This is a genomic window from Streptomyces sp. NPDC056296 (genome assembly GCF_042268605.1).
Taxonomy (GTDB): domain Bacteria; phylum Actinomycetota; class Actinomycetes; order Streptomycetales; family Streptomycetaceae; genus Streptomyces.
Genome location: NZ_JBHJRX010000041.1, coordinates 58,656 through 77,049, shown reverse-complemented (window position 1 = coordinate 77,049; position 18,394 = coordinate 58,656). Strand labels below are relative to the sequence as shown.

General features: G+C 70.3%; 16 protein-coding genes and 1 riboswitch. Of the genes, 11 read left to right on the top strand and 5 right to left on the bottom strand.

The features are described 5' to 3' along the window. Positions 1–150: 150 nt before the first annotated feature. Positions 151–1,692 (bottom strand): hypothetical protein, encoded by a 1,542-nt coding sequence (locus ACFCZF_RS27585; RefSeq protein ID WP_376673904.1) that lies wholly within the window; start codon positions 1,690–1,692, stop codon positions 151–153. A gap of 151 nt (positions 1,693–1,843) precedes the next feature. Continuing rightward, positions 1,844–2,053: a hypothetical protein gene (locus tag ACFCZF_RS27580; RefSeq protein ID WP_375919770.1), complete on the bottom strand. Its 210-nt coding sequence runs from the start codon at positions 2,051–2,053 to the stop codon at positions 1,844–1,846. Positions 2,054–2,186: 133 nt separating this feature from the next. Here ACFCZF_RS27580 and ACFCZF_RS27575 point away from each other — a divergent pair, with 133 nt between their 5' ends. After that, positions 2,187–3,161, top strand: a complete 975-nt coding sequence (locus tag ACFCZF_RS27575) for a carbohydrate kinase family protein (protein WP_376673903.1) — start codon at positions 2,187–2,189, stop codon at positions 3,159–3,161. A gap of 21 nt (positions 3,162–3,182) precedes the next feature. On the opposite strand, the gene ACFCZF_RS27570 is transcribed toward ACFCZF_RS27575, so the two are convergent. Next, on the bottom strand, positions 3,183–4,565 hold the full coding sequence (locus ACFCZF_RS27570) for a cysteine desulfurase/sulfurtransferase TusA family protein (protein ID WP_376673902.1): 1,383 nt from the start codon (positions 4,563–4,565) through the stop codon (positions 3,183–3,185). Positions 4,566–4,892: 327 nt separating this feature from the next. On the opposite strand from ACFCZF_RS27570, the gene coxB reads away from it, so the two are divergent. From coxB to ACFCZF_RS27550, 4 genes are all read left to right on the top strand, one after another. Next, positions 4,893–5,852 (top strand): cytochrome c oxidase subunit II, encoded by a 960-nt coding sequence (gene coxB, locus ACFCZF_RS27565; RefSeq protein WP_375919779.1) that lies wholly within the window; start codon positions 4,893–4,895, stop codon positions 5,850–5,852. Continuing rightward, a complete protein-coding gene (ctaD, locus tag ACFCZF_RS27560; protein WP_375919782.1) occupies positions 5,849–7,585 on the top strand; it encodes a cytochrome c oxidase subunit I in 1,737 nt (578 codons plus the stop codon). Before coxB ends, ctaD begins: the two co-directional genes overlap by 4 nt. Further along, positions 7,582–7,980: a cytochrome c oxidase subunit 4 gene (locus ACFCZF_RS27555; RefSeq protein WP_375919785.1), complete on the top strand. Its 399-nt coding sequence runs from the start codon at positions 7,582–7,584 to the stop codon at positions 7,978–7,980. Before ctaD ends, ACFCZF_RS27555 begins: the two co-directional genes overlap by 4 nt. 129 nt (positions 7,981–8,109) lie before the next feature. Beyond that, positions 8,110–9,390, top strand: a complete 1,281-nt coding sequence (locus ACFCZF_RS27550) for an Ig-like domain-containing protein (RefSeq protein ID WP_376673901.1) — start codon at positions 8,110–8,112, stop codon at positions 9,388–9,390. A 120-nt stretch (positions 9,391–9,510) separates the two neighbouring features. On the opposite strand, the gene ACFCZF_RS27545 is transcribed toward ACFCZF_RS27550, so the two are convergent. Continuing rightward, entirely contained in the window at positions 9,511–9,912 is a 402-nt protein-coding gene (locus ACFCZF_RS27545; protein WP_376673900.1) for a hypothetical protein, read from the bottom strand. A gap of 188 nt (positions 9,913–10,100) precedes the next feature. Here ACFCZF_RS27545 and ACFCZF_RS27540 point away from each other — a divergent pair, with 188 nt between their 5' ends. The 6 genes from ACFCZF_RS27540 to ACFCZF_RS27515 all read left to right on the top strand — a co-directional run bounded on the left by ACFCZF_RS27540 (position 10,101) and on the right by ACFCZF_RS27515 (position 17,231). Beyond that, on the top strand, positions 10,101–10,721 hold the full coding sequence (locus ACFCZF_RS27540; RefSeq protein WP_029393865.1) for a heme-copper oxidase subunit III: 621 nt from the start codon (positions 10,101–10,103) through the stop codon (positions 10,719–10,721). A gap of 65 nt (positions 10,722–10,786) precedes the next feature. Further along, on the top strand, positions 10,787–11,596 hold the full coding sequence (locus ACFCZF_RS27535) for a c-type cytochrome (RefSeq protein ID WP_375919796.1): 810 nt from the start codon (positions 10,787–10,789) through the stop codon (positions 11,594–11,596). Beyond that, positions 11,593–12,657 carry a Rieske 2Fe-2S domain-containing protein gene (locus tag ACFCZF_RS27530; RefSeq protein WP_375919799.1) on the top strand — a complete coding sequence of 355 codons (1,065 nt, stop codon included), beginning with the start codon at positions 11,593–11,595 and terminating at the stop codon, positions 12,655–12,657. The genes ACFCZF_RS27535 and ACFCZF_RS27530 overlap by 4 nt, the downstream gene beginning before the upstream one ends. After that, on the top strand, positions 12,654–14,291 hold the full coding sequence (locus tag ACFCZF_RS27525; protein ID WP_375919800.1) for a cytochrome bc complex cytochrome b subunit: 1,638 nt from the start codon (positions 12,654–12,656) through the stop codon (positions 14,289–14,291). The genes ACFCZF_RS27530 and ACFCZF_RS27525 overlap by 4 nt, the downstream gene beginning before the upstream one ends. 131 nt (positions 14,292–14,422) lie before the next feature. Continuing rightward, positions 14,423–15,487 carry an anthranilate phosphoribosyltransferase gene (trpD, locus tag ACFCZF_RS27520; RefSeq protein ID WP_376673899.1) on the top strand — a complete coding sequence of 355 codons (1,065 nt, stop codon included), beginning with the start codon at positions 14,423–14,425 and terminating at the stop codon, positions 15,485–15,487. 85 nt (positions 15,488–15,572) lie between these two features. Then, positions 15,573–15,689, top strand: a riboswitch (SAM riboswitch). A 147-nt stretch (positions 15,690–15,836) separates the two neighbouring features. Then, a complete protein-coding gene (locus ACFCZF_RS27515) occupies positions 15,837–17,231 on the top strand; it encodes an aminotransferase class V-fold PLP-dependent enzyme (protein ID WP_376673898.1) in 1,395 nt (464 codons plus the stop codon). Here the strand turns inward: ACFCZF_RS27515 and ACFCZF_RS27510 are convergent. Then, entirely contained in the window at positions 17,144–18,379 is a 1,236-nt protein-coding gene (locus tag ACFCZF_RS27510; RefSeq protein ID WP_376673915.1) for a glycerate kinase, read from the bottom strand. The genes ACFCZF_RS27515 and ACFCZF_RS27510 overlap by 88 nt on opposite strands. Positions 18,380–18,394 lie beyond the last annotated feature (15 nt).

The window sequence follows — 18,394 nt, the reverse complement described above, 5'->3', positions numbered from 1 at the left end:
GAAAAGAGGGGTTAAAGGAGAAAAAACCGAAGGGGGGTGGGTTCTGGCGCCTGGGGCGACTCTTTAGGCGGAGCCGTGGGACGGGGGGGGGGCGGCCCGGGACCGACCCCGGGCCGCCGCCCTCTTGCCTGCCCGCCTACGGGATCGCCGTCACCGGCCCCCGGACGGCTGCGGCAGCCGCGCACCCGGCTTGTGCAGCGGGATCTCCTCGCCGTCCGAGCCCACGACCGTCCGGTCGCCGAGCGGCTCGTCCAGCGGCACCGTCCGCTCGTACTCCTTGGCGATCAGGATGCAGACCTTCTCCGGATGCGGGGTCTCGGTCACCGTGACGGTCACCTTGCCCGCGCTCTCCTCCGCCTTCGCCTCGTAGTCGGAGCACACCCCGCCCGTGAAGTGCACGGTCAGCTCCCCGCCCTCGGCCGTGTAGCCGCTCACCTCGACGTTCCGGGGCTCACCCGGCGCCGAGGTCGGCTCGTCGGACGGGGCCGGGGACGGCGAGGCGGGGGCCGCGGTCGTGAGGTACTCCGGGTCGACCGCCGGATACGTCACCGTGAAGGCGTCCCGCGTGCCCGGCGCCCGCACCTCGAACAGCCAGGACGGCACCAGCGTCTGCCGTCCCTGCACCGGATGCGCGGCCAGCCCGAACACCGCGTCCTCGACCGTGATCGTCTGCTTCTCGGGCTTCTGGGGCTTCTCGGGTTTCACCGGCTTCTCCGGGGCGCCCGTCGGCGGCTCGCAGGGCGTGTCCGCGCCGTCCTGATGCGGTACGGGGCTCGCGCAGCCGCCGATGCCGGCGCCGGAGCCGCCGCCCGGCGCGTTCAGCAGCGCCAGCGTCTCCTCGGCGCCGAGGACGGGATACGTGTCCCCCTTGACCGGCGCCTTCACCTGTCCGCTGCCGCCGACCACCTCGCCCTGCGCGCCGACGACCACACCGGTCGTCCAGCCGTACGTGGGCAGCCCGCCGACCTCGGGTTCCGCGTTCACGGCCCGCCGGGCGCCCATGACCTGGCCCGCGTCCAGCTTGGCGTCGTCCTGGCCCAGCGCCTTCAGCACCGGCGCCGCCGCCTTCTTCGCGGCCGCCTCGCTCACCGGGTCCCCGTCGGCGGACGGGCCCTTGCACACGGCGCCCTTCTTGCAGTTGTCGGTGCCGGGCGTGTAGCGGTGGAAGGTCCAGGTGCCCGGGGCCTGCGTGTTCACCGTCAGCAGCGGCCCGGAACCGTCCTTGGCGTTGCCGACCTTCCACGCCTCGCCCTGGACGCGCGGCGCCCCGTCGACCCCGAGCGCCTCGGCCAGCCGGGCCACCTCCGCCTCGGTGACCTCGCCCTTCGCCCGGTACACGGGCGCCGAGCCGGGGCCGTCCGGAAGCGAGCCGTCGGCGCGGTAGGTGACGCCGTACGGGTTGGGCTCGCCGGGCGCGATGCCGTTCGTACCGCCGCTCCCGGACGGCGCCCCGTGGTCGTCCAGGGCGAGCGGCGGGGGAGTGTCGTCGCCGGACGCCCCGGAGGCCGTACCGCCGTCCGGGCCGTCACCGGAGGCGGACGTGGCCAGATAGGCCCCGCCGGTCCCGACCAGCAGCACGGCGGCGGCGACGGAGGCGACGGCGACCGCCCGGGGACGCCGCCGCGCGGGACGCCCGGTGCCGGCCTCGTCGGCGGCGTCGGCGTCGTCGTTGTCGGGTCGCTCGGTGTTCACCGCATCGCTCCTTCGGCTGTTACTGGGGACAGCGATGGGACGCGGTGGGGGAGGATCCGGTTCCCGGCGACGTCACGCGCCGCCCGAACGGCCTCGAAGTCGCCGAACGGCTCCAGTCGCCGGACGACGACCCTCAGTCACCGGACGACCCTCAGTCGCCGTAGTCCGACATCGCGTCCAGCAACCGGGCCGACGTCCGGGGCACCCGCACGCCGTGGATGAGCGAGACGGGGACGGGACGGGTGGAGACCTTCACCGGAGCCTCCCAGCGCGGGGCCATCCGGGCGCAGTCGCCGCGCAGCGACGCCAGGTCGCCATCCAGGTCGGCCGGGGCGGGGTCGGCGGTCCTCAGGTTCGTCATAACAGAACCGTAGGCACGTCCCGGACCGCGAAGAAAGTTGTACTACCGGGTAGTTTTGCACGCTTCGGACCAGGGGCACTCCCGGGTAGCGTGAACTGTCAACCCGCCTCCCCCTCAGGAGAGAGTCCACGCCGTGCGCATCGCAGTCACCGGCTCCATCGCCACCGACCACCTCATGACCTTCCCCGGCCGCTTCTCCGACCAGCTCGTCGCGGACCAACTGCACACGGTCTCGCTCTCCTTCCTGGTCGACCAGCTCGACGTACGCCGGGGCGGCGTCGCCGCGAACATCGCCTTCGGCATGGGCCAGCTCGGCACCAGGCCGATCCTGGTCGGCGCCGCCGGCTCGGACTTCGACGAGTACCGGGCCTGGCTGGACCGACACGGCGTCGACACCGGCTCGGTGCGCATCTCCGAGACCCTGCACACCGCCCGCTTCGTCTGCACCACCGACGCCGACCACAACCAGATCGGCTCCTTCTACACGGGCGCGATGAGCGAGGCCCGCCTCATCGAGCTGAAGACCGTCGCCGACCGGGTCGGCGGCCTCGACCTGGTCTCCATCGGCGCCGACGACCCGGAGGCGATGCTCCGGCACACCGAGGAGTGCCGCGCGCGGTCCATCCCCTTCGCCGCCGACTTCTCCCAGCAGATCGCCCGGATGAACGGCGACGAGATCCGGATACTGCTGGACGGGGCGACCTACCTCTTCTCCAACGAGTACGAGAAGGGGCTCATCGAGACCAAGACCGGCTGGACGGACGAGGAGATCCTCGGCCGCGTCGGGTGCCGTGTCACGACCCTCGGCGCGCGCGGGGTCCGCATCGAGCGGGCCGGCGAGCCGACCATCGAGGTCGGCGTCCCGGACGAGGAGCGCAAGGCCGACCCCACGGGCGTCGGCGACGCCTTCCGGGCGGGGTTCATGTCCGGACTGGCGTGGGACGTCTCGCTGGAGCGGGCGGCGCAGGTGGGCTGCATGCTGGCGACCCTCGTCATCGAGACGGTGGGGACGCAGGAGTACCAGCTGCGCAGGGCGCACTTCATGGAGCGGTTCACGAAGGCGTACGGGGACGAGGCGGCGGAGGAGGTCCAGGCGCACCTGGGCTGAACCGCCGGGTGAGGATGCCGTTCAGGTCGACCGGCGGACCAGGTAAGCCGTTCCCTTCTCCGCCGGCTCCTCTCCCACGTACTCCTGCCCCCGCATCTCGCACCACGCCGGGATGTCCAGGCGGGCCGCCTCGTCGTCGGAGAGGACACGGACGGTGCCCCCGACGGGCACGTCGCCGATGACCTTGGCCAGCTCGATGACCGGAATGGGGCAGCGCCGGCCGAGCGCGTCCACGACGAGGTCGCCCCCGCTCTCGGGGGCGGCCTGCGCGGTCGTCGGCGCCCCCAGCTTCTCCCGCACCGCGGCCACCGTGCCCGGCAGCACCTCCAGGAACCGCTCGACGTCCTCGGCCGGCGTCCCCGGCGGCAGCGACACCCGGACGTTGCCCTCGCTGAGCACCCCCATCGCCTTCAGGACGTGGCTCGGCATCAGGGTGCTGCTCGTGCAGGACGACCCGGAGGAGACCGAGAAACCGGCCCGGTCCAGCTCGTGCAGCAGAGTCTCCCCGTCGACATAGAGACACGAGAAGGTGACGGTGCCGGGGAGCCTGCGCACCGGATCGCCGACCACCTCCACATCCGGCACCACAGCCGGCACCCGCGCCCGGATCCGCTCCGTCAGCTCCCGCAGCCGGGCCGCCTCCGCGGCCGCCTCGGCCCGCACCGCCCGCAGCGACGCCGCCGCGGCCACGATCGCCGGAAGGTTCTCGAAACCGGGCGCCCGGCCCGACTCCCGCTCGTCCCCGGGGCCTTGCGGCGCGAACCGCACGCCCTTGCGCACGACGAGCAGTCCCACCCCCGAAGGCCCGCCCCACTTGTGGGCACTGGCCGCGAGCAGGGACCAGTCGCCCGGCACCTTCCCCCACCCCAGCGACTGCGCCGCGTCCACCAGCAGCGGCACGCCCGCCGCCCGGCAGACCTCGGCGACCTCGGCCACCGGCTGCTCGGTGCCCACCTCGTGGTTGGCCGACTGGAGGCAGGCCAGCGCGGTGTCGCCGCGCAGCGCCGCCGCGTACGCCGTCGGGTCCACCGCCCCTGTCCGGTCCACGGCGACCTGGGCGACCGACCCGCCGCCGGCCTCGTGCACCTCGGCCGCGTGGAGCACGGAGGAGTGTTCGACCGCCGACACGATCAGGTGACTCCCGGTGCGACGCCGCCCGGCCAGCGCACCCGCGACCCCCGAATGCACCGCCCGCGTCCCCGAAGGGGTGAACACCAACTCGTCCGCCCGGCACCCCACCGCCTCGGCGGCCGCCTCCCGGGCAGCATCGAGCAGCATCCGCGCCCGCCGCCCTTCCCGGTACAGCCGAGCAGGATCGGCCCACCCTTCGTCGAGCGAGGCCAACAGCGCCTGCCGGGCAACGGGATGAAGGGGAGCAGCGGAAGCAGCATCGAAGTAGGCCACACGGCAACGCTATGACGTCCGGCACGGAAAACGCCCCAAGGGGCGCGGGGCTGTGCTCGACATGCGGCTCCGCCGCGTGGGCGCGAACAACCACAACGCACCGTCAGCCGCCGACGAACCCCCAGCTCCCACCCCCGTAGGCACCCCCGTCCCACCCTTTCAGGGTGCCCCCCGGCGCGTATGCCACCCTCCCCGCGACCCCTCGAAGAGCGTCGGCTAGGGTTTGGTCCGCATAAACATCAAACCCCTGCCCGACGCAGGGCGGCGACCGACCAGCGAGAAGGCCGCAGCCGAACAGCGCGGGCGAGACTCTCGGGAAGGCGCTACGTGAGTCCCAACGGCTCCGACCGCTCGCCGCGGCGCCCGATGCGGCGGAAGCTGCTGCAGGCACTGACCGCGGGCCTGGTCCTTGCGACCGCCACCGGTTGCACATACGAGGACTTCCCCCGCCTCGGCATGCCCACCCCAACCACGGAAGAGGCTCCGCGGATCCTCTCCCTGTGGCAGGGCTCCTGGGCAGCCGCGCTGGCCACCGGCGTGCTGGTGTGGGGCCTGATCCTGTGGAGTTGCTTCTTCCACCGGCGCAGCCGCACCAAGGTCGAAGTTCCTCCGCAGAACAGGTACAACCTGCCCATCGAGGCGCTGTACACCATCGTTCCGCTCGTCATCGTCTCGGTGCTGTTCTACTTCACCGCCCGTGACGAGTCCGAGCTCCTGAGCCTCAAGAAGAAGCCCGACGTCACGGTCAACGTGGTCGGCTTCCAGTGGAGCTGGTGCTTCAACTACGTCGAGAACGTCGACGGTTCCTCCGGCGACGCCAAGACCTCCAAGGAACTGGCCGCGATTCCGGACCGGTTCAAGGAGGACTTCCCGGCGAACGCCGGCGGCACCTACGACTGCGGTGTCCCGGGCACGGAGAACCCGCAGACCGGCAACCCCGGCCCGACCCTCTGGCTCCCCAAGGGCAAGACGGTCCGCTTCGTCCTGACCTCGCGTGACGTCATCCACTCCTTCTGGGTGGTGCCGTTCCTCATGAAGCAGGACGTCATTCCGGGCCACACCAATGCCTTCGAGGTGACCCCCAACAAGGAGGGCACCTTCCTGGGCAAGTGCGCCGAGCTGTGCGGCGTCGACCACTCCCGGATGCTGTTCAACGTGAAGGTCGTCTCCCCGGAGCGCTACGAGCAGCACCTCCAGGACCTCGTGAAGAAGGGGCAGACCGGTTACGTTCCCGCAGGCATCGCGCAGACGAGCCACGAGAAGAACCGGGAGACGAACAACCTGTGAGCATCCTCAACGAACCCCAGGGTGCCTCGGCAGCGGAGGACTCGTACGAGAACGAGCTGCCGGTACGGCGCAAGAAGCCCGGCAGCGTCGTGATCTCGTGGCTGACGACCACGGACCACAAGACGATCGGCACGCTGTATCTGGTGACGTCGTTCGCGTTCTTCGTGATCGGCGGCGTGATGGCGCTCTTCATGCGCGCCGAGCTGGCCCGGCCGGGTCTGCAGATCATGTCGAACGAGCAGTTCAACCAGGCGTTCACGATGCACGGCACGATCATGCTGCTGATGTTCGCGACGCCGCTGTTCTCCGGCTTCGCGAACTGGATCATGCCGCTGCAGATCGGCGCGCCGGACGTGGCCTTCCCGCGGCTGAACATGTTCGCCTACTGGCTGTACCTGTTCGGCTCGCTGATCGCGGTGGGCGGGTTCCTGACCCCGCAGGGCGCGGCCGACTTCGGCTGGTTCGCCTACTCGCCGCTGTCCGACGCGGTGCACTCGCCGGGTATCGGCGGTGACCTGTGGATCATGGGCCTGGCCTTCTCCGGCTTCGGCACCATCCTCGGCTCGGTCAACTTCATCACCACGATCATCTGCATGCGCGCGCCCGGCATGACGATGTTCCGCATGCCGATCTTCACCTGGAACGTGCTGCTGACCGGTGTGCTGGTCCTGCTCGCCTTCCCGGTGCTGGCCGCGGCCCTGTTCGCGCTGGAGGCGGACCGCAAGTTCGGTGCGCACATCTTCGACTCGGCCAACGGCGGAGCGTTGCTGTGGCAACACTTGTTCTGGTTCTTCGGGCATCCAGAGGTGTACATCATCGCGCTGCCGTTCTTCGGCATCGTCAGTGAGATCATCCCGGTCTTCTCCCGCAAGCCGATCTTCGGCTACATGGGCCTGATCGCCGCGACGATCGCGATCGCCGGTCTGTCGGTGACGGTGTGGGCCCACCACATGTACGTCACGGGTGGCGTGCTGTTGCCGTTCTTCTCCTTCATGACCTTCCTGATCGCGGTCCCGACCGGTGTGAAGTTCTTCAACTGGCTCGGCACCATGTGGAAGGGATCACTCAGTTTCGAGACACCGATGCTGTGGTCCGCCGGCTTCCTGATCACCTTCCTCTTCGGTGGTCTGACCGGTGTCATCCTGGCCTCGCCGCCGCTGGACTTCCACGTCTCGGACTCGTACTTCGTGGTGGCGCACTTCCACTACGTGGTGTTCGGCACCGTGGTGTTCGCGATGTTCGCCGGCTTCCACTTCTGGTGGCCGAAGTTCACCGGCAAGCTGCTGGACGAGCGCCTCGGCAAGATCACCTTCTGGACGCTGTTCATCGGCTTCCACGGCACCTTCCTGGTCCAGCACTGGCTGGGTGCCGAGGGCATGCCGCGCCGGTACGCCGACTACCTGGCGGCCGACGGCTTCACCGCCCTGAACACGATCTCGACGATCAGCTCGTTCCTGCTCGGCATGTCGCTCCTGCCGTTCTTCTACAACATCTGGAAGACGGCCAAGTACGGCAAGCCGGTCAACGTGGACGACCCGTGGGGCTACGGCCGTTCGCTGGAGTGGGCGACCTCCTGCCCGCCGCCGCGGCACAACTTCCTCACCCTGCCGCGCATCCGCAGTGAATCCCCCGCCTTCGACCTGCACCACCCGGAGGTCTCGGCGATCGACCAGCTCGAGAACGTCGGTCACGGTGAGAAGACCCTCGCCGGCGGCAAGGAGGCCGGCAAGTGAAGATCCAGGGACAGCTCTTCATCTGGCTGAGCGTCTTCATCCTGGCCGTCGCGGTCGTCTACGGCTACTGGTCGATGGAGCCGGCCGGCACCACGGCCCTCTTCCTGGCCTTCGGCCTGGCCCTCATGATCGGCTTCTACCTGGCCTTCACGGCCAGGCGGGTCGACGCCGGTGCCCAGGACAACAAGGAAGCGGACGTCGCGGACGACGCCGGCGAGATCGGGTTCTTCAGCCCGCACAGCTGGCAGCCGCTGGCGCTCGGGTTCGGCGGAGCGCTCGCCTTCCTGGGCGTGGCGGTCGGCTGGTGGATCATGTACTTCTCGGCACCGATCCTCCTCGTGGGCCTGTTCGGCTGGGTCTTCGAGTACTACCGCGGTGAGAACCGCACCCAGTAGCACGCGCCGAGCGCCAAGGGGCCCGGACACTCCGTCAGGAGCGTCCGGGCCCCTTCGTACGCAGTACCCGCCTCACTCGTCCGGGTTACCCGTCGTGCCGTCGTTGACGTGGCTCCCTAGCGTGAGGTCATGAGCGACACGGTTCACTTCCAGGCGCGGGGGCGTACGGTCGTCGGCTGCACCCTGCTGGTGATGGCCCTCGGCGCGGGCGTCACCGCCTGCAGCGGCGGCGACGACGACAACCCGCTGTCCGCCTCGCCCTACGACGCGGCCGGCCAGATCTCCTTCAACGGCCCCACGGACGCCGGGAAGAAGGCCGACCCCGACAAACCCCTGGAGGTCGTCGCCGAGGGCGCCGACGGGCGCATCACGGACGTCACGGCCATGGACGCGGCGGGCCGCTACGTCGCGGGCGAACTCTCCGCCGACGGAGCCCGCTGGCACAGCACCTCACCGCTGGCCGCAGGCGCCCGCTACACGGTCCGGGTGAGTACCGAGGACGGCGACGGCGCGCCCGGCCGCAAGGTCCTCACCTTCGAGACCGGCCGGCCCAGCGTCAAGAAGACCCTGGGCGTCTCCTTCGGGCCCAAGGCGGGCGCGTACGGCGTCGGCCAGCCCATCACCGCGGAACTGAGCCAGCCGGTCGCGGACCCGGCCCAGCGGGCCATAGTGGAACGCGCCCTGAAGGTGGACTCCACGCCGGCCGTGGAGGGCGCCTGGCGCTGGGTGGACGACAAGAAGCTCCACTACCGGCCCAAGGAGTACTGGCCCGCCCACGCCACCGTCCAGGTCCGCAGCACCCTCGACGGCATCAAGATCGGCGACCGGATGTGGGGCGGCACCGCCAAGCCCCTGACGATCACCACGGACGACCGCGTCGTGGCCGTCACCGACGCCGCCGCGCACACGCTCACGGTCTTCCAGGACGGCCGGGAGGTCAGGAAGATCCCCGTCACCACCGGCAAGCCCGGCTTCGAGACCCGCAACGGCGTCAAGGTCGTCCTGGGCAAGGAACCGTTCGTACGCATGCGCAGCAGCACCGTCGGTATCGCCGAGGGGTCCTCGGAGTCGTACGACCTGCCCGTGTACTTCGCCACCCGGGTCACCTGGAGCGGCGAGTACGTGCACGCCGCCCCCTGGTCGGTCGGATCCCAGGGCATGGCCAACGTCAGCCACGGCTGCGTCGGCATGAGCACCGCCAACGCCGAGTGGTTCTTCGGCGCCGTCCAGGAGGGCGACCTGGTGGAGGTCGTGAACTCGGGCGGCGAGACGATGGAACCCTTCGGCAACGGCTTCGGCGACTGGAACCTGGACTGGAACAAGTGGCGCACGGGCAGCGCCCTGAGCGGCGGTGCCTCGAACGGCCAGAGCACCGGGGAGCAGGCCAGGCTGAGGCCGCAGAGCGTCTAGAGGCGCGCCGAGGGCAGCGGACTCAGGGGCGCGGGGCCGTATCGATATGCGGCTCCGCCGCGTGGGCGCGATCAGCCCCCACCGGCCCGCAGCCGCCGGACGTCACTGAGAACCGAGCTCTCAGGCGCTCTGGAGCCTCTTCTCCCGCAGCAGCGCGGCCAGCGCGGACGCGAACTCCACCGGCTCCACCGGCAGCGTCACAGCCGCCTCCGCCCGGCTCCACGTCGCCAGCCACGCGTCCTGCGGCCTGGCGATGAGCAGCAGCACCGGCGGGCACTGGAAGACCTCGTCCTTGATCTGCCGGCACAGCCCCATGCCGCCCATGGGCACCGCCTCGCCGTCCAGGACGCAGACGTCGATCCCGCCCTTGTCCAGTTCCTTGATCGCGGCGGCCGGGGTGGCGCACTCCACGAACTCGACCACGGGCACGTCCGGAGCCGGCCGGCGGCCGGTCGCCAACCGCACCTGCTCGCGGGTGTTGGAGTCGTCGCTGTAGACCAGCACCGTGGCGGTCGGCTGCATGCTTCCTCCGATACGCAGTGAAACAGTCGTAGCCCGTTGCGCCGGATGCTACTCCTTCGAACTCCTCGTCAACACTGGTTCGGACACGGCTTCGACGGGCCGTTCGATGGGCCATACGGGCAGTACAGACGGTGCGGACACTCCGAACGGCACCCCCCGGGGTGAGGGCGGGATAAGCGACCGACATAATGTCGGTCGTGGCGACAGCAACGACAGTAGAAACCGGGCACGCGCACCCGTCGGTCAACCGACCGAACCTCACCAGCGTCGGAACCATCATCTGGTTGAGTTCCGAGCTGATGTTCTTCGCGGCCCTCTTCGCGATGTACTTCACCCTGCGATCGGTGACCGGCCCGGACTTCTGGTCCGAGAAGGCCGACGCGCTGAACTTCCCGTTCTCCGCGACGAACACCACGATCCTGGTGCTCTCCTCCCTCACCTGCCAGCTCGGCGTGTTCGCCGCCGAGCGCGGTGACGTGAAGAAGCTCCGGATGTGGTTCATCGTCACGTTCGTGATGGGTGCGATCTTCATCGGCGGTCAGGTGTTCGAGTACACCGAGCTGGTCAAGCACGAGGGCCTCTCGCTCTCGTCGGACCCGTACGGCTCGGTGTTCTACCTGACCACCGGCTTCCACGGACTGCACGTGACGGGCGGCCTCATCGCCTTCCTGCTGGTCCTCGGCCGCACCTACGCGGCCCGGAGGTTCACCCACGAGCAGGCGACCGCCGCCATCGTCGTGTCCTACTACTGGCACTTCGTCGACGTCGTCTGGATCGGCCTCTTCGCCACGATCTACATGATCAAGTAGTCGCGGCGCGCACCCGCCCAATTCCAGAAGCATCGACGCAGAAGATCCTGACACCGGGGTAATCCGTGAAAAAGCTCTCCGCACGACGACGCCACCCGCTGGCGGCGCTCGTCGTCCTACTCCTCGCGCTGGCATGCACAGGGGGGCTGTACGCCGCGTTCGCACCCGCGGACAAGGCGCAGGCCGATGAAACCGCCCAGTCCCTCGCCATCGACGAGGGCAAGAAGCTCTACGCCGTCGGCTGTGCCAGCTGCCACGGCACCGGGGGTCAGGGCACCACCGACGGTCCGAGCCTGGTCGGCGTGGGCGCCGCGGCCGTCGACTTCCAGGTGGGCACCGGCCGTATGCCGGCCCAGCAGCCGGGCGCGCAGGTCCCGGAAAAGCCGGTCGTCTACTCGCAGGCCGAGATCGACCAGCTGGCCGCCTACATCGCCTCGCTGGGTGCCGGTCCGGCCATCCCGTCGGAGGAGAAGTACGGCCCCCAGGGCGCGGACATCGCCAAGGGCGGTGAGCTGTTCCGCAACAACTGCGCGCAGTGCCACAACTTCACCGGCAAGGGCGGCGCCCTGACGCACGGCAAGTACGCGCCGAGCCTCGAGGACGTCGATCCCAAGCACATCTACGAGGCCATGCTGACCGGCCCGCAGAACATGCCCTCCTTCCCCGACAGCACGATGTCCGAGCAGAACAAGAAGGACATCATCGCCTACCTGGACGCGGTCAACAGCGACGACACCGTGGAGCCCGGTGGCCTCAACCTCGGCGGACTGGGTCCGGTGAGTGAAGGTCTGTTCGCTTGGGTGTTCGGACTGGGCGCCCTGATCGCCGTCGCCGTCTGGGTCGCCGCTCGGACCGCAAAGGCCAAGAAGTCATGAGTAGCCAAGACATTCCAGAAGAGAACCTGCCCGCTGCGCAGGACGCCCCGCACGGGCACGGCTCGCTGCGCCCCGCGGACGAGCAGAACCCGTTCGCCGACCCGGGACTGCCGCCCCACGAGCACCGGATCCAGGACACCGACGAGCGGGCCGCCAAGCGGTCCGAGCGCACGGTCGCCCTGCTGTTCACGCTGTCGATGCTGGCCACCGTCGGCTTCATCGCCTCGTTCGTGACGATCCCGGTCGACAAGTCGGTCTACATCTTCCCGCTCGGTCACATCAGTGCGCTGAACTTCGCGCTCGGCATGACGCTCGGCGTCGCGCTGTTCGCGATCGGCGCCGGCGCGGTCCACTGGGCCCGCACGCTGATGTCCGACGAGGAGGTCGCCGACGAGCGTCACCCGATCGAGGCCGACCCGGAGACCCGTGCCAAGGTCCACGCGGACTTCAAGCAGGGTGCCAAGGAGTCCGTGATCGGGCGCCGCAAGCTGATCCGCAACACGATGCTGGGCGCGCTCACGCTGGTGCCGCTCTCCGGTGTCGTCCTGCTGCGCGACCTCGGCCCGCTGCCCGGCACCAAGCTCCGCCACACCCTGTGGTCCAAGGGCAAGCTGCTCGTCAACCAGAACACCCACGAGCCGCTGCGCCCCTCCGACGTCGCCGTGGGCTCGCTCACCTTCGCCATGCCCGAGGGCCTGGAGGAGCACGACGAGGAGTTCATGACCGAGATCGCCAAGGCGGCCCTGATGATCATCCGGCTGGAGCCGGAGGCCATCAAGGACAAGCGCGAGCTCGAGTGGTCGCACGAGGGCATCGTGGCGTACTCGAAGATCTGCACCCACGTCGGTTGCCCGATCTCCCTGTACGAGCAGCAGACGCACCACGCGCTCTGCCCCTGCCACCAGTCCACCTTCGACCTTGCCGACGGTGCCCGGGTGATCTTCGGTCCCGCCGGTCACGCCCTGCCGCAGCTGCGCATCGGCGTGAACGACGAGGGTTACCTCGAAGCGCTCGGCGACTTCGAAGAGCCCGTCGGTCCTGCCTTCTGGGAGCGCGGATGAGCACTACAGCGAACGAAGCCCCCCGCTCTCGCGGGAAGGCACCGGCCGGCGAGCGCGTCGCCGACTGGGCCGACGGCCGGCTGGGGATCTACTCCCTGGCCAAGGCCAACATGCGCAAGATCTTCCCCGACCACTGGTCGTTCATGCTGGGTGAGATCTGCCTCTACAGCTTCATCATCATCATCCTCACGGGTGTGTACCTGACGCTGTTCTTCCACCCCTCGATGAACGAGGTCGCGTACCACGGCTCGTACGTGCCGCTGCAGGGCCAGCTGATGAGTGAGGCGTACGCCTCCACGCTGGAGATCAGCTTCGACGTCCGCGGTGGTCTGCTCATCCGGCAGATCCACCACTGGGCGGCGCTGATCTTCCTCGCCGGCATGTTCGTGCACATGATGCGCGTCTTCTTCACCGGCGCGTTCCGCAAGCCGCGTGAGGTCAACTGGCTGTTCGGTTTCCTGCTGTTCGTCCTCGGCATGTTCACCGGCTTCACCGGTTACTCGCTCCCGGACGACCTGCTCTCGGGCACCGGTATCCGCTTCATGGAGGGCGCGATCCTGTCCGTGCCGATCGTCGGCACGTACATCTCGTTCTTCCTCTTCGGCGGGGAGTTCCCCGGCCACGACTTCGTGGCCCGGTTCTACTCGATCCACATCCTGCTGCTGCCGGGCATCATGCTCGGCCTGGTGGTCGCCCACCTGATCCTGGTCTTCTACCACAAGCACACGCAGTTCGCGGGTCCCGGCAAGACCAACAAGAACGTCGTCGGCATGCCGCTGCTGCCGGTGTACATGGCCAAGGCCGGAGGCTTCTTCTTCCTGGTCTTCGGTGTGATCGCCGCCGTCTCGGCCATCGCCACGATCAACCCGATCTGGGCCATCGGCCCCTATCGGCCGGACATGGTGGGCACGGGCGCCCAGCCCGACTGGTACATGGGCTTCTCCGAGGGCCTGATCCGTGTGATGCCCGGCTGGGAGATCAACTTCTGGGGCCACACGCTCGTCCTGGGCGTGTTCGTTCCGCTGGTCATCTTCCCGCTGGTCCTGGCGGCGATCGCGGTGTACCCGTTCATCGAGTCCTGGGTCACCGGCGACAAGCGCGAGCACCACATCCTGGACCGCCCGCGCAACGCCCCGACCCGTACGGCCTTCGGTGTCGCCTGGATCACCTGGTACATGGTGCTGCTGGTCGGTGGCGGCAACGACATCTGGGCCACGCACTTCCATCTGTCGATCAACGCGATCACCTGGTTCGTCCGCATCGCGTTCTTCGTCGGCCCGGTCGTCGCGTTCATCGTCACCAAGCGGATCTGCCTCGGCCTCCAGCGCCGGGACAAGGACAAGGTGCTGCACGGCCGCGAGTCGGGCATCATCAAGCGCCTGCCGCACGGTGAGTTCATCGAGGTGCACGAGCCGCTCAGCCAGGAGCAGCTGCACACGCTCACGGCGCACGAGCAGTACAAGCCGGCCGAGATCGGCCCGGAGGTCGACGAGAACGGCGTCCGGCGCAAGGTGAAGCGCACGGAGAAGCTCCGCGCCAAGCTCAGCAAGGGGTACTACGGCGAGGAAGCGCAGATTCCGAAGCCGACCGTCGAGGAGTACAAGGAGATCACGAGCGGCCACGGCCACCACTGACCCTCCAGCGTCGCCACACCACGGTCGAAGGGCCCCGTCCGTTCCGCGGACGGGGCCCTTCGCCGTGCCCGGGGCTGGATAGGGTGGGAGCACACCTTCTTTCCGCCATACACACGATTCAGGAGCGGCTCATGAGCGCTTTGACCCCCGCTGGAGGCGACACCGCGGCGGGCCGCTCCTGGCCCGCCCTGCTGAACGGACTGGCGGACGGCCGGGACCTGACCGCCGACGAGACCGCCTGGGCGCTGGACGTGATCATGCGCGGCGAGGCGACCGACGCGCAGATCGCCGGCTTCGCGGTGGGCCTCAGGTTCAAGGGGGAGACGGTCGAGGAGATCTCCGGTCTCGTCCGCACCATGTACGCCCACGCCAACGTGATCGAGGTGCCGGGGGAGACGGTCGACATCGTCGGTACCGGCGGCGACGGCGCCAAGACGGTCAACATCTCCACCATGTCGGCGATCGTCGTGGCCGGCACGGGCGCGAAGGTCGTCAAGCACGGCAACCGGGCCGCCTCCTCGGCGTCCGGGGCCTCCGACGTCCTGGAGAAGCTCGGGGTCAATCTGGAGCTGACGCCGAAGCGGGTGGCGGAGGTCGCCGAGGAGGCCGGCATCACCTTCTGCTTCGCCGTGAAGTTCCACCCGTCGCTGCGCCATGTGGCGGCGGCGCGCGGTCAGCTGGGTATCCGCACGGTGTTCAACTTCCTGGGCCCGCTGACCAACCCCGCCAAGGTGAAGTCCCAGGCGATCGGGGTCGCCCACGCCCGGATGGCGCCGATCATCGCCGGAGTCTTCGCCGAGCGCGGCCACTCGTCCCTGGTCTTCCGGGGCGACGACGGCCTCGACGAGCTGACCACGACGGCCACCTCCCGGGTGTGGGTCGTGCGGGACGGCCGGGTGACCGAGGAGACCTTCGACCCGCGGGACGTCGGCCTCGAACTCGTGCCGGTCGAGGCGCTGCGCGGCGCCGACGCCTCCTACAACGCCGACGTCGCCCGCCGCCTGCTGGCCGGCGAGACGGGCCCCGTGCGGGACGCGGTGCTGCTGAACTCGGCGGCGGCGCTGGTCGCCCTGGAGCCCGGCGACGGGCCGTTGACCGAGCAGATCCGGGCCGGGATGGACCGGGCGGCCGAGGCGATCGACTCGGGCGCCGCCAAGCGCGTCCTGGAGCGCTGGGTGGCCGCGAGCCACGCGTAGCGCTCCGGTCCCGTGGTGTGACGTGCGTCCCGCGATCCGGACTCGGGTTGCGGGACGCCGATCACTTCCCATAAGTTTTTCAGCAGGTCATGAGTGACAGTCATGAGGCCCCGGCCGACTGTCCGGCAACCCTCCGTCCGTGGCGGGGTGCCCCGGGTGAAGACCAGGTCGTGGACAGCAAGGTTCACGGCAAGCGCGGACCCCTCGCGGAACCAGGGGTCCTGGGTCGTCCGAGGGAGTCTCCTGTGAACCAGCGAATGCGATAGGGCCGCAGAGCCCCGCCTCCGCACACCTCTTTTCTTCTCTTTAACAGCGCGTTTCCTCGCGCTGGTCCTCACGGGAGTCCGCCATGTCCGTACCCACCGCTGTCGCCATCCCGCTGCCCGTTCTCGGCCGGGACGTCACCGTCCCGCTCGTCACCGGCGGAGAGGTCACCTACGCCGCGCTCGACTACGCCGCCAGCGCGCCCGCGCTCCAGCGGGTCTGGGACGACGTGGCGGCCTACGCCCCGTACTACGGCAGCGTGCACCGCGGGGCCGGGTACCTGTCGCAGCTGTCGACCGACCTGTTCGAGAACGCCCGGGAGACCGTCGCCGGGTTCCTCGGATGCCGGGAAGGGGACCAGGTGGTCTTCACCCGGTCCACCACCGACTCCCTCAACCTGCTCGCCGCCGCGCTGCCCGCCGGCTGTCGGGTCTTCGTCTTCGAGACCGAGCACCACGCCTCGCTGCTGCCCTGGCGCGACGCGGACGTGACCTACCTCGACGCCCCGCGCACCCCCGCACAGGCCGTCGAGACCCTGGAGCGCGCCCTCGCCGCCCGCGAGCCGTACGGGCCCGCCCTGGTCTGCGTCACCGGCGCCTCCAACGTCACCGGCGAGCTGTGGCCGGTGCGGGAACTGGCCGCCGCCGCGCACGCCCACGGCGCCCGGATCGTGCTCGACGCCGCCCAGCTCGCCCCGCACCACCCCGTCTCCGTGGCCGACCTGGACGTCGACTGGGTCGCCTTCTCCGGGCACAAGCTGTACGCCCCCTTCGGCGCCGGCGTGCTGGCCGGCCGGGCCGACTGGCTGCGCGAGGCCGAGCCGTACCTCGCGGGCGGCGGCGCCAGCCGCAGGGTCACCCGGCGCGCCGACGGCGGCGTGGACGTGGAGTGGCACGACAGCGCCGCGCGGCACGAGGCCGGGTCGCCCAACGTCATCGGCGCCTACTCGATCGCCTCCGCCTGCAAGGCCCTCACCGAGGCCGGGTTCGACACGCTGGTCGCGCGCGAGGAGCACCTGATCGGCAAGGTGCGGGACGGGCTCGCCGAGGTGCCCCAGGTGCGGATCCTCTCCCTCTTCGGCGACGACGCCCCGCGCGTCGGCGTGCTCTCCTTCGTCGTCGAGGGCTGGAACAGCTCCCACTTCGCCGCCGCCCTCTCCGCCGAGTACGGCATCGGGGTGCGCGACGGCCTGTTCTGCGCCCACCCGCTGGTGCGCACCCTGCTCGGCAGCGACCCGCAGGCGCAGGGCGAGTGCGGCGCCCCCGAGGCGGCGCCCGGCGAGAAGTCCCTCAACGCCATCCGCGTGAGCTTCGGCGCGGGCACCCCGGAGGAGCACGTCGAGCGGTTCGTGAACGCCGTCAAGGAGCTGGTGAACGACGGCGCGCGGTGGAACTACCGGACCGAGGACGGGCGTTGCGTCCCCGACACGTCCGCCGCCGACACCGCCGCCGGCACTGCCCCCGCCGACACCGCCGCCTGACCCGGCAGCCGCGACCCCAGCAGGATCATCCGCAGCGCCCGCTCCGTGGCGTCCGTGAGGAGTTCGGCGGCGCGCAGCAGCGCGTCCGCCAGGGCCATCGGCGCCGGCATGATGCCGTGGAAGGCGTCCACCCCCGGCACCTCGTGCGCGCCCTCGCCGAGCGTGCCGGCCAGGGCGAGGACGGGACGGCCGTAGAGCTTGGCGCGGCGGGCCACTTCGGCCGGGACCTTGCCGCGCGGCGTCTGGTGGTCCAGGGCGCCCTCGGCGGTGAGCACCAGGTCGGCGCGGGCGAGACGGGCGTCCAGGTCGAGGTGGTCGAGCAGCACGTCGAAGCGGGGGAGCAGCCGTCCGCCGACCGCGGCCAGCCCGGCGCCCAGCCCGCCGGAGGCGCCGGTGCCGGGGCCGCCCCGCAGGTCCGTGCCGATGACACCGAGGTCCCGGGTGAGGACGCGTGCCCAGTTCTCCAGGCCGGCCGACAACTCCTCGACCTGCGCGGGCGTCGCCCCCTTCTGCGGGCCGAACACCCGGGCCACGCCTCGCTCGCCGCACAGCACGTTGAACGGGTTGCAGGCGACGAGCAGCTCGGTGTCCTTCAACCGGGCGTCCAGACCGGACGGGTCGATGCGGGCGAGGCGGCTCAGCTCCCGTCCACCGTGCGGGAGTTCGAAGCCGTCCGCGTCCAGCAGCCGGGCCCCGAGCGCCTGGAGCGCGCCCGCGCCCCCGTCCGACGTGCCCGAGTCGCCGCAGCCGACCAGGACGCGCCGCACCCCGGTGTCCAGCGCGGCGCGGATCAGCTCGCCGACGCCGTACGTCGTCGTGGCGCCCGGGTCGCGCAGAGCGCGGGGGACAAGGGAGAGGCCCGCTACGGCCGCCATCTCCACCACCGCCGTGTCCCGGGCGCCGAGCAGCGCGAAGTGGGTGCCGACGGGTTCGCCGACCGGGCCGGTGGCGGCCAGCGCGACCAGCCGCCCGCCGGTCGCGGCGGCCAGCGCGACGGCCGTGCCCTCGCCGCCGTCCACCAGCGGGATGCGGTCGATCTCGGCGTCCGGCAGGACCCGGCGGACACCCTCCGCGATGGCGTCGGCGGCGGCCTGCGCGGACAGGGACTCCTTGAAGCCGCTGGGGGCCACGACGACACGGTTCAGCAGCGAGGGCACGGCGGG

Bases quoted from the DNA above. Each gene is read 5' to 3' on its own strand.
- trpD (WP_376673899.1), top strand. From the start codon at position 14,423: ATGAGCGCTTTGACCCCCGCTGGAGGCGACACCGCGGCGGGCCGCTCC.
- ACFCZF_RS27545 (WP_376673900.1), bottom strand. From the start codon at position 9,912: ATGCAGCCGACCGCCACGGTGCTGGTCTACAGCGACGACTCCAACACC.
- ACFCZF_RS27530 (WP_375919799.1), top strand. From the start codon at position 11,593: ATGAGTAGCCAAGACATTCCAGAAGAGAACCTGCCCGCTGCGCAGGAC.
- ACFCZF_RS27540 (WP_029393865.1), top strand. From the start codon at position 10,101: ATGTCGGTCGTGGCGACAGCAACGACAGTAGAAACCGGGCACGCGCAC.
- ACFCZF_RS27515 (WP_376673898.1), top strand. From the start codon at position 15,837: ATGTCCGTACCCACCGCTGTCGCCATCCCGCTGCCCGTTCTCGGCCGG.
- ACFCZF_RS27550 (WP_376673901.1), top strand. From the start codon at position 8,110: ATGAGCGACACGGTTCACTTCCAGGCGCGGGGGCGTACGGTCGTCGGC.
- ACFCZF_RS27580 (WP_375919770.1), bottom strand. From the start codon at position 2,053: ATGACGAACCTGAGGACCGCCGACCCCGCCCCGGCCGACCTGGATGGC.
- ACFCZF_RS27525 (WP_375919800.1), top strand. From the start codon at position 12,654: ATGAGCACTACAGCGAACGAAGCCCCCCGCTCTCGCGGGAAGGCACCG.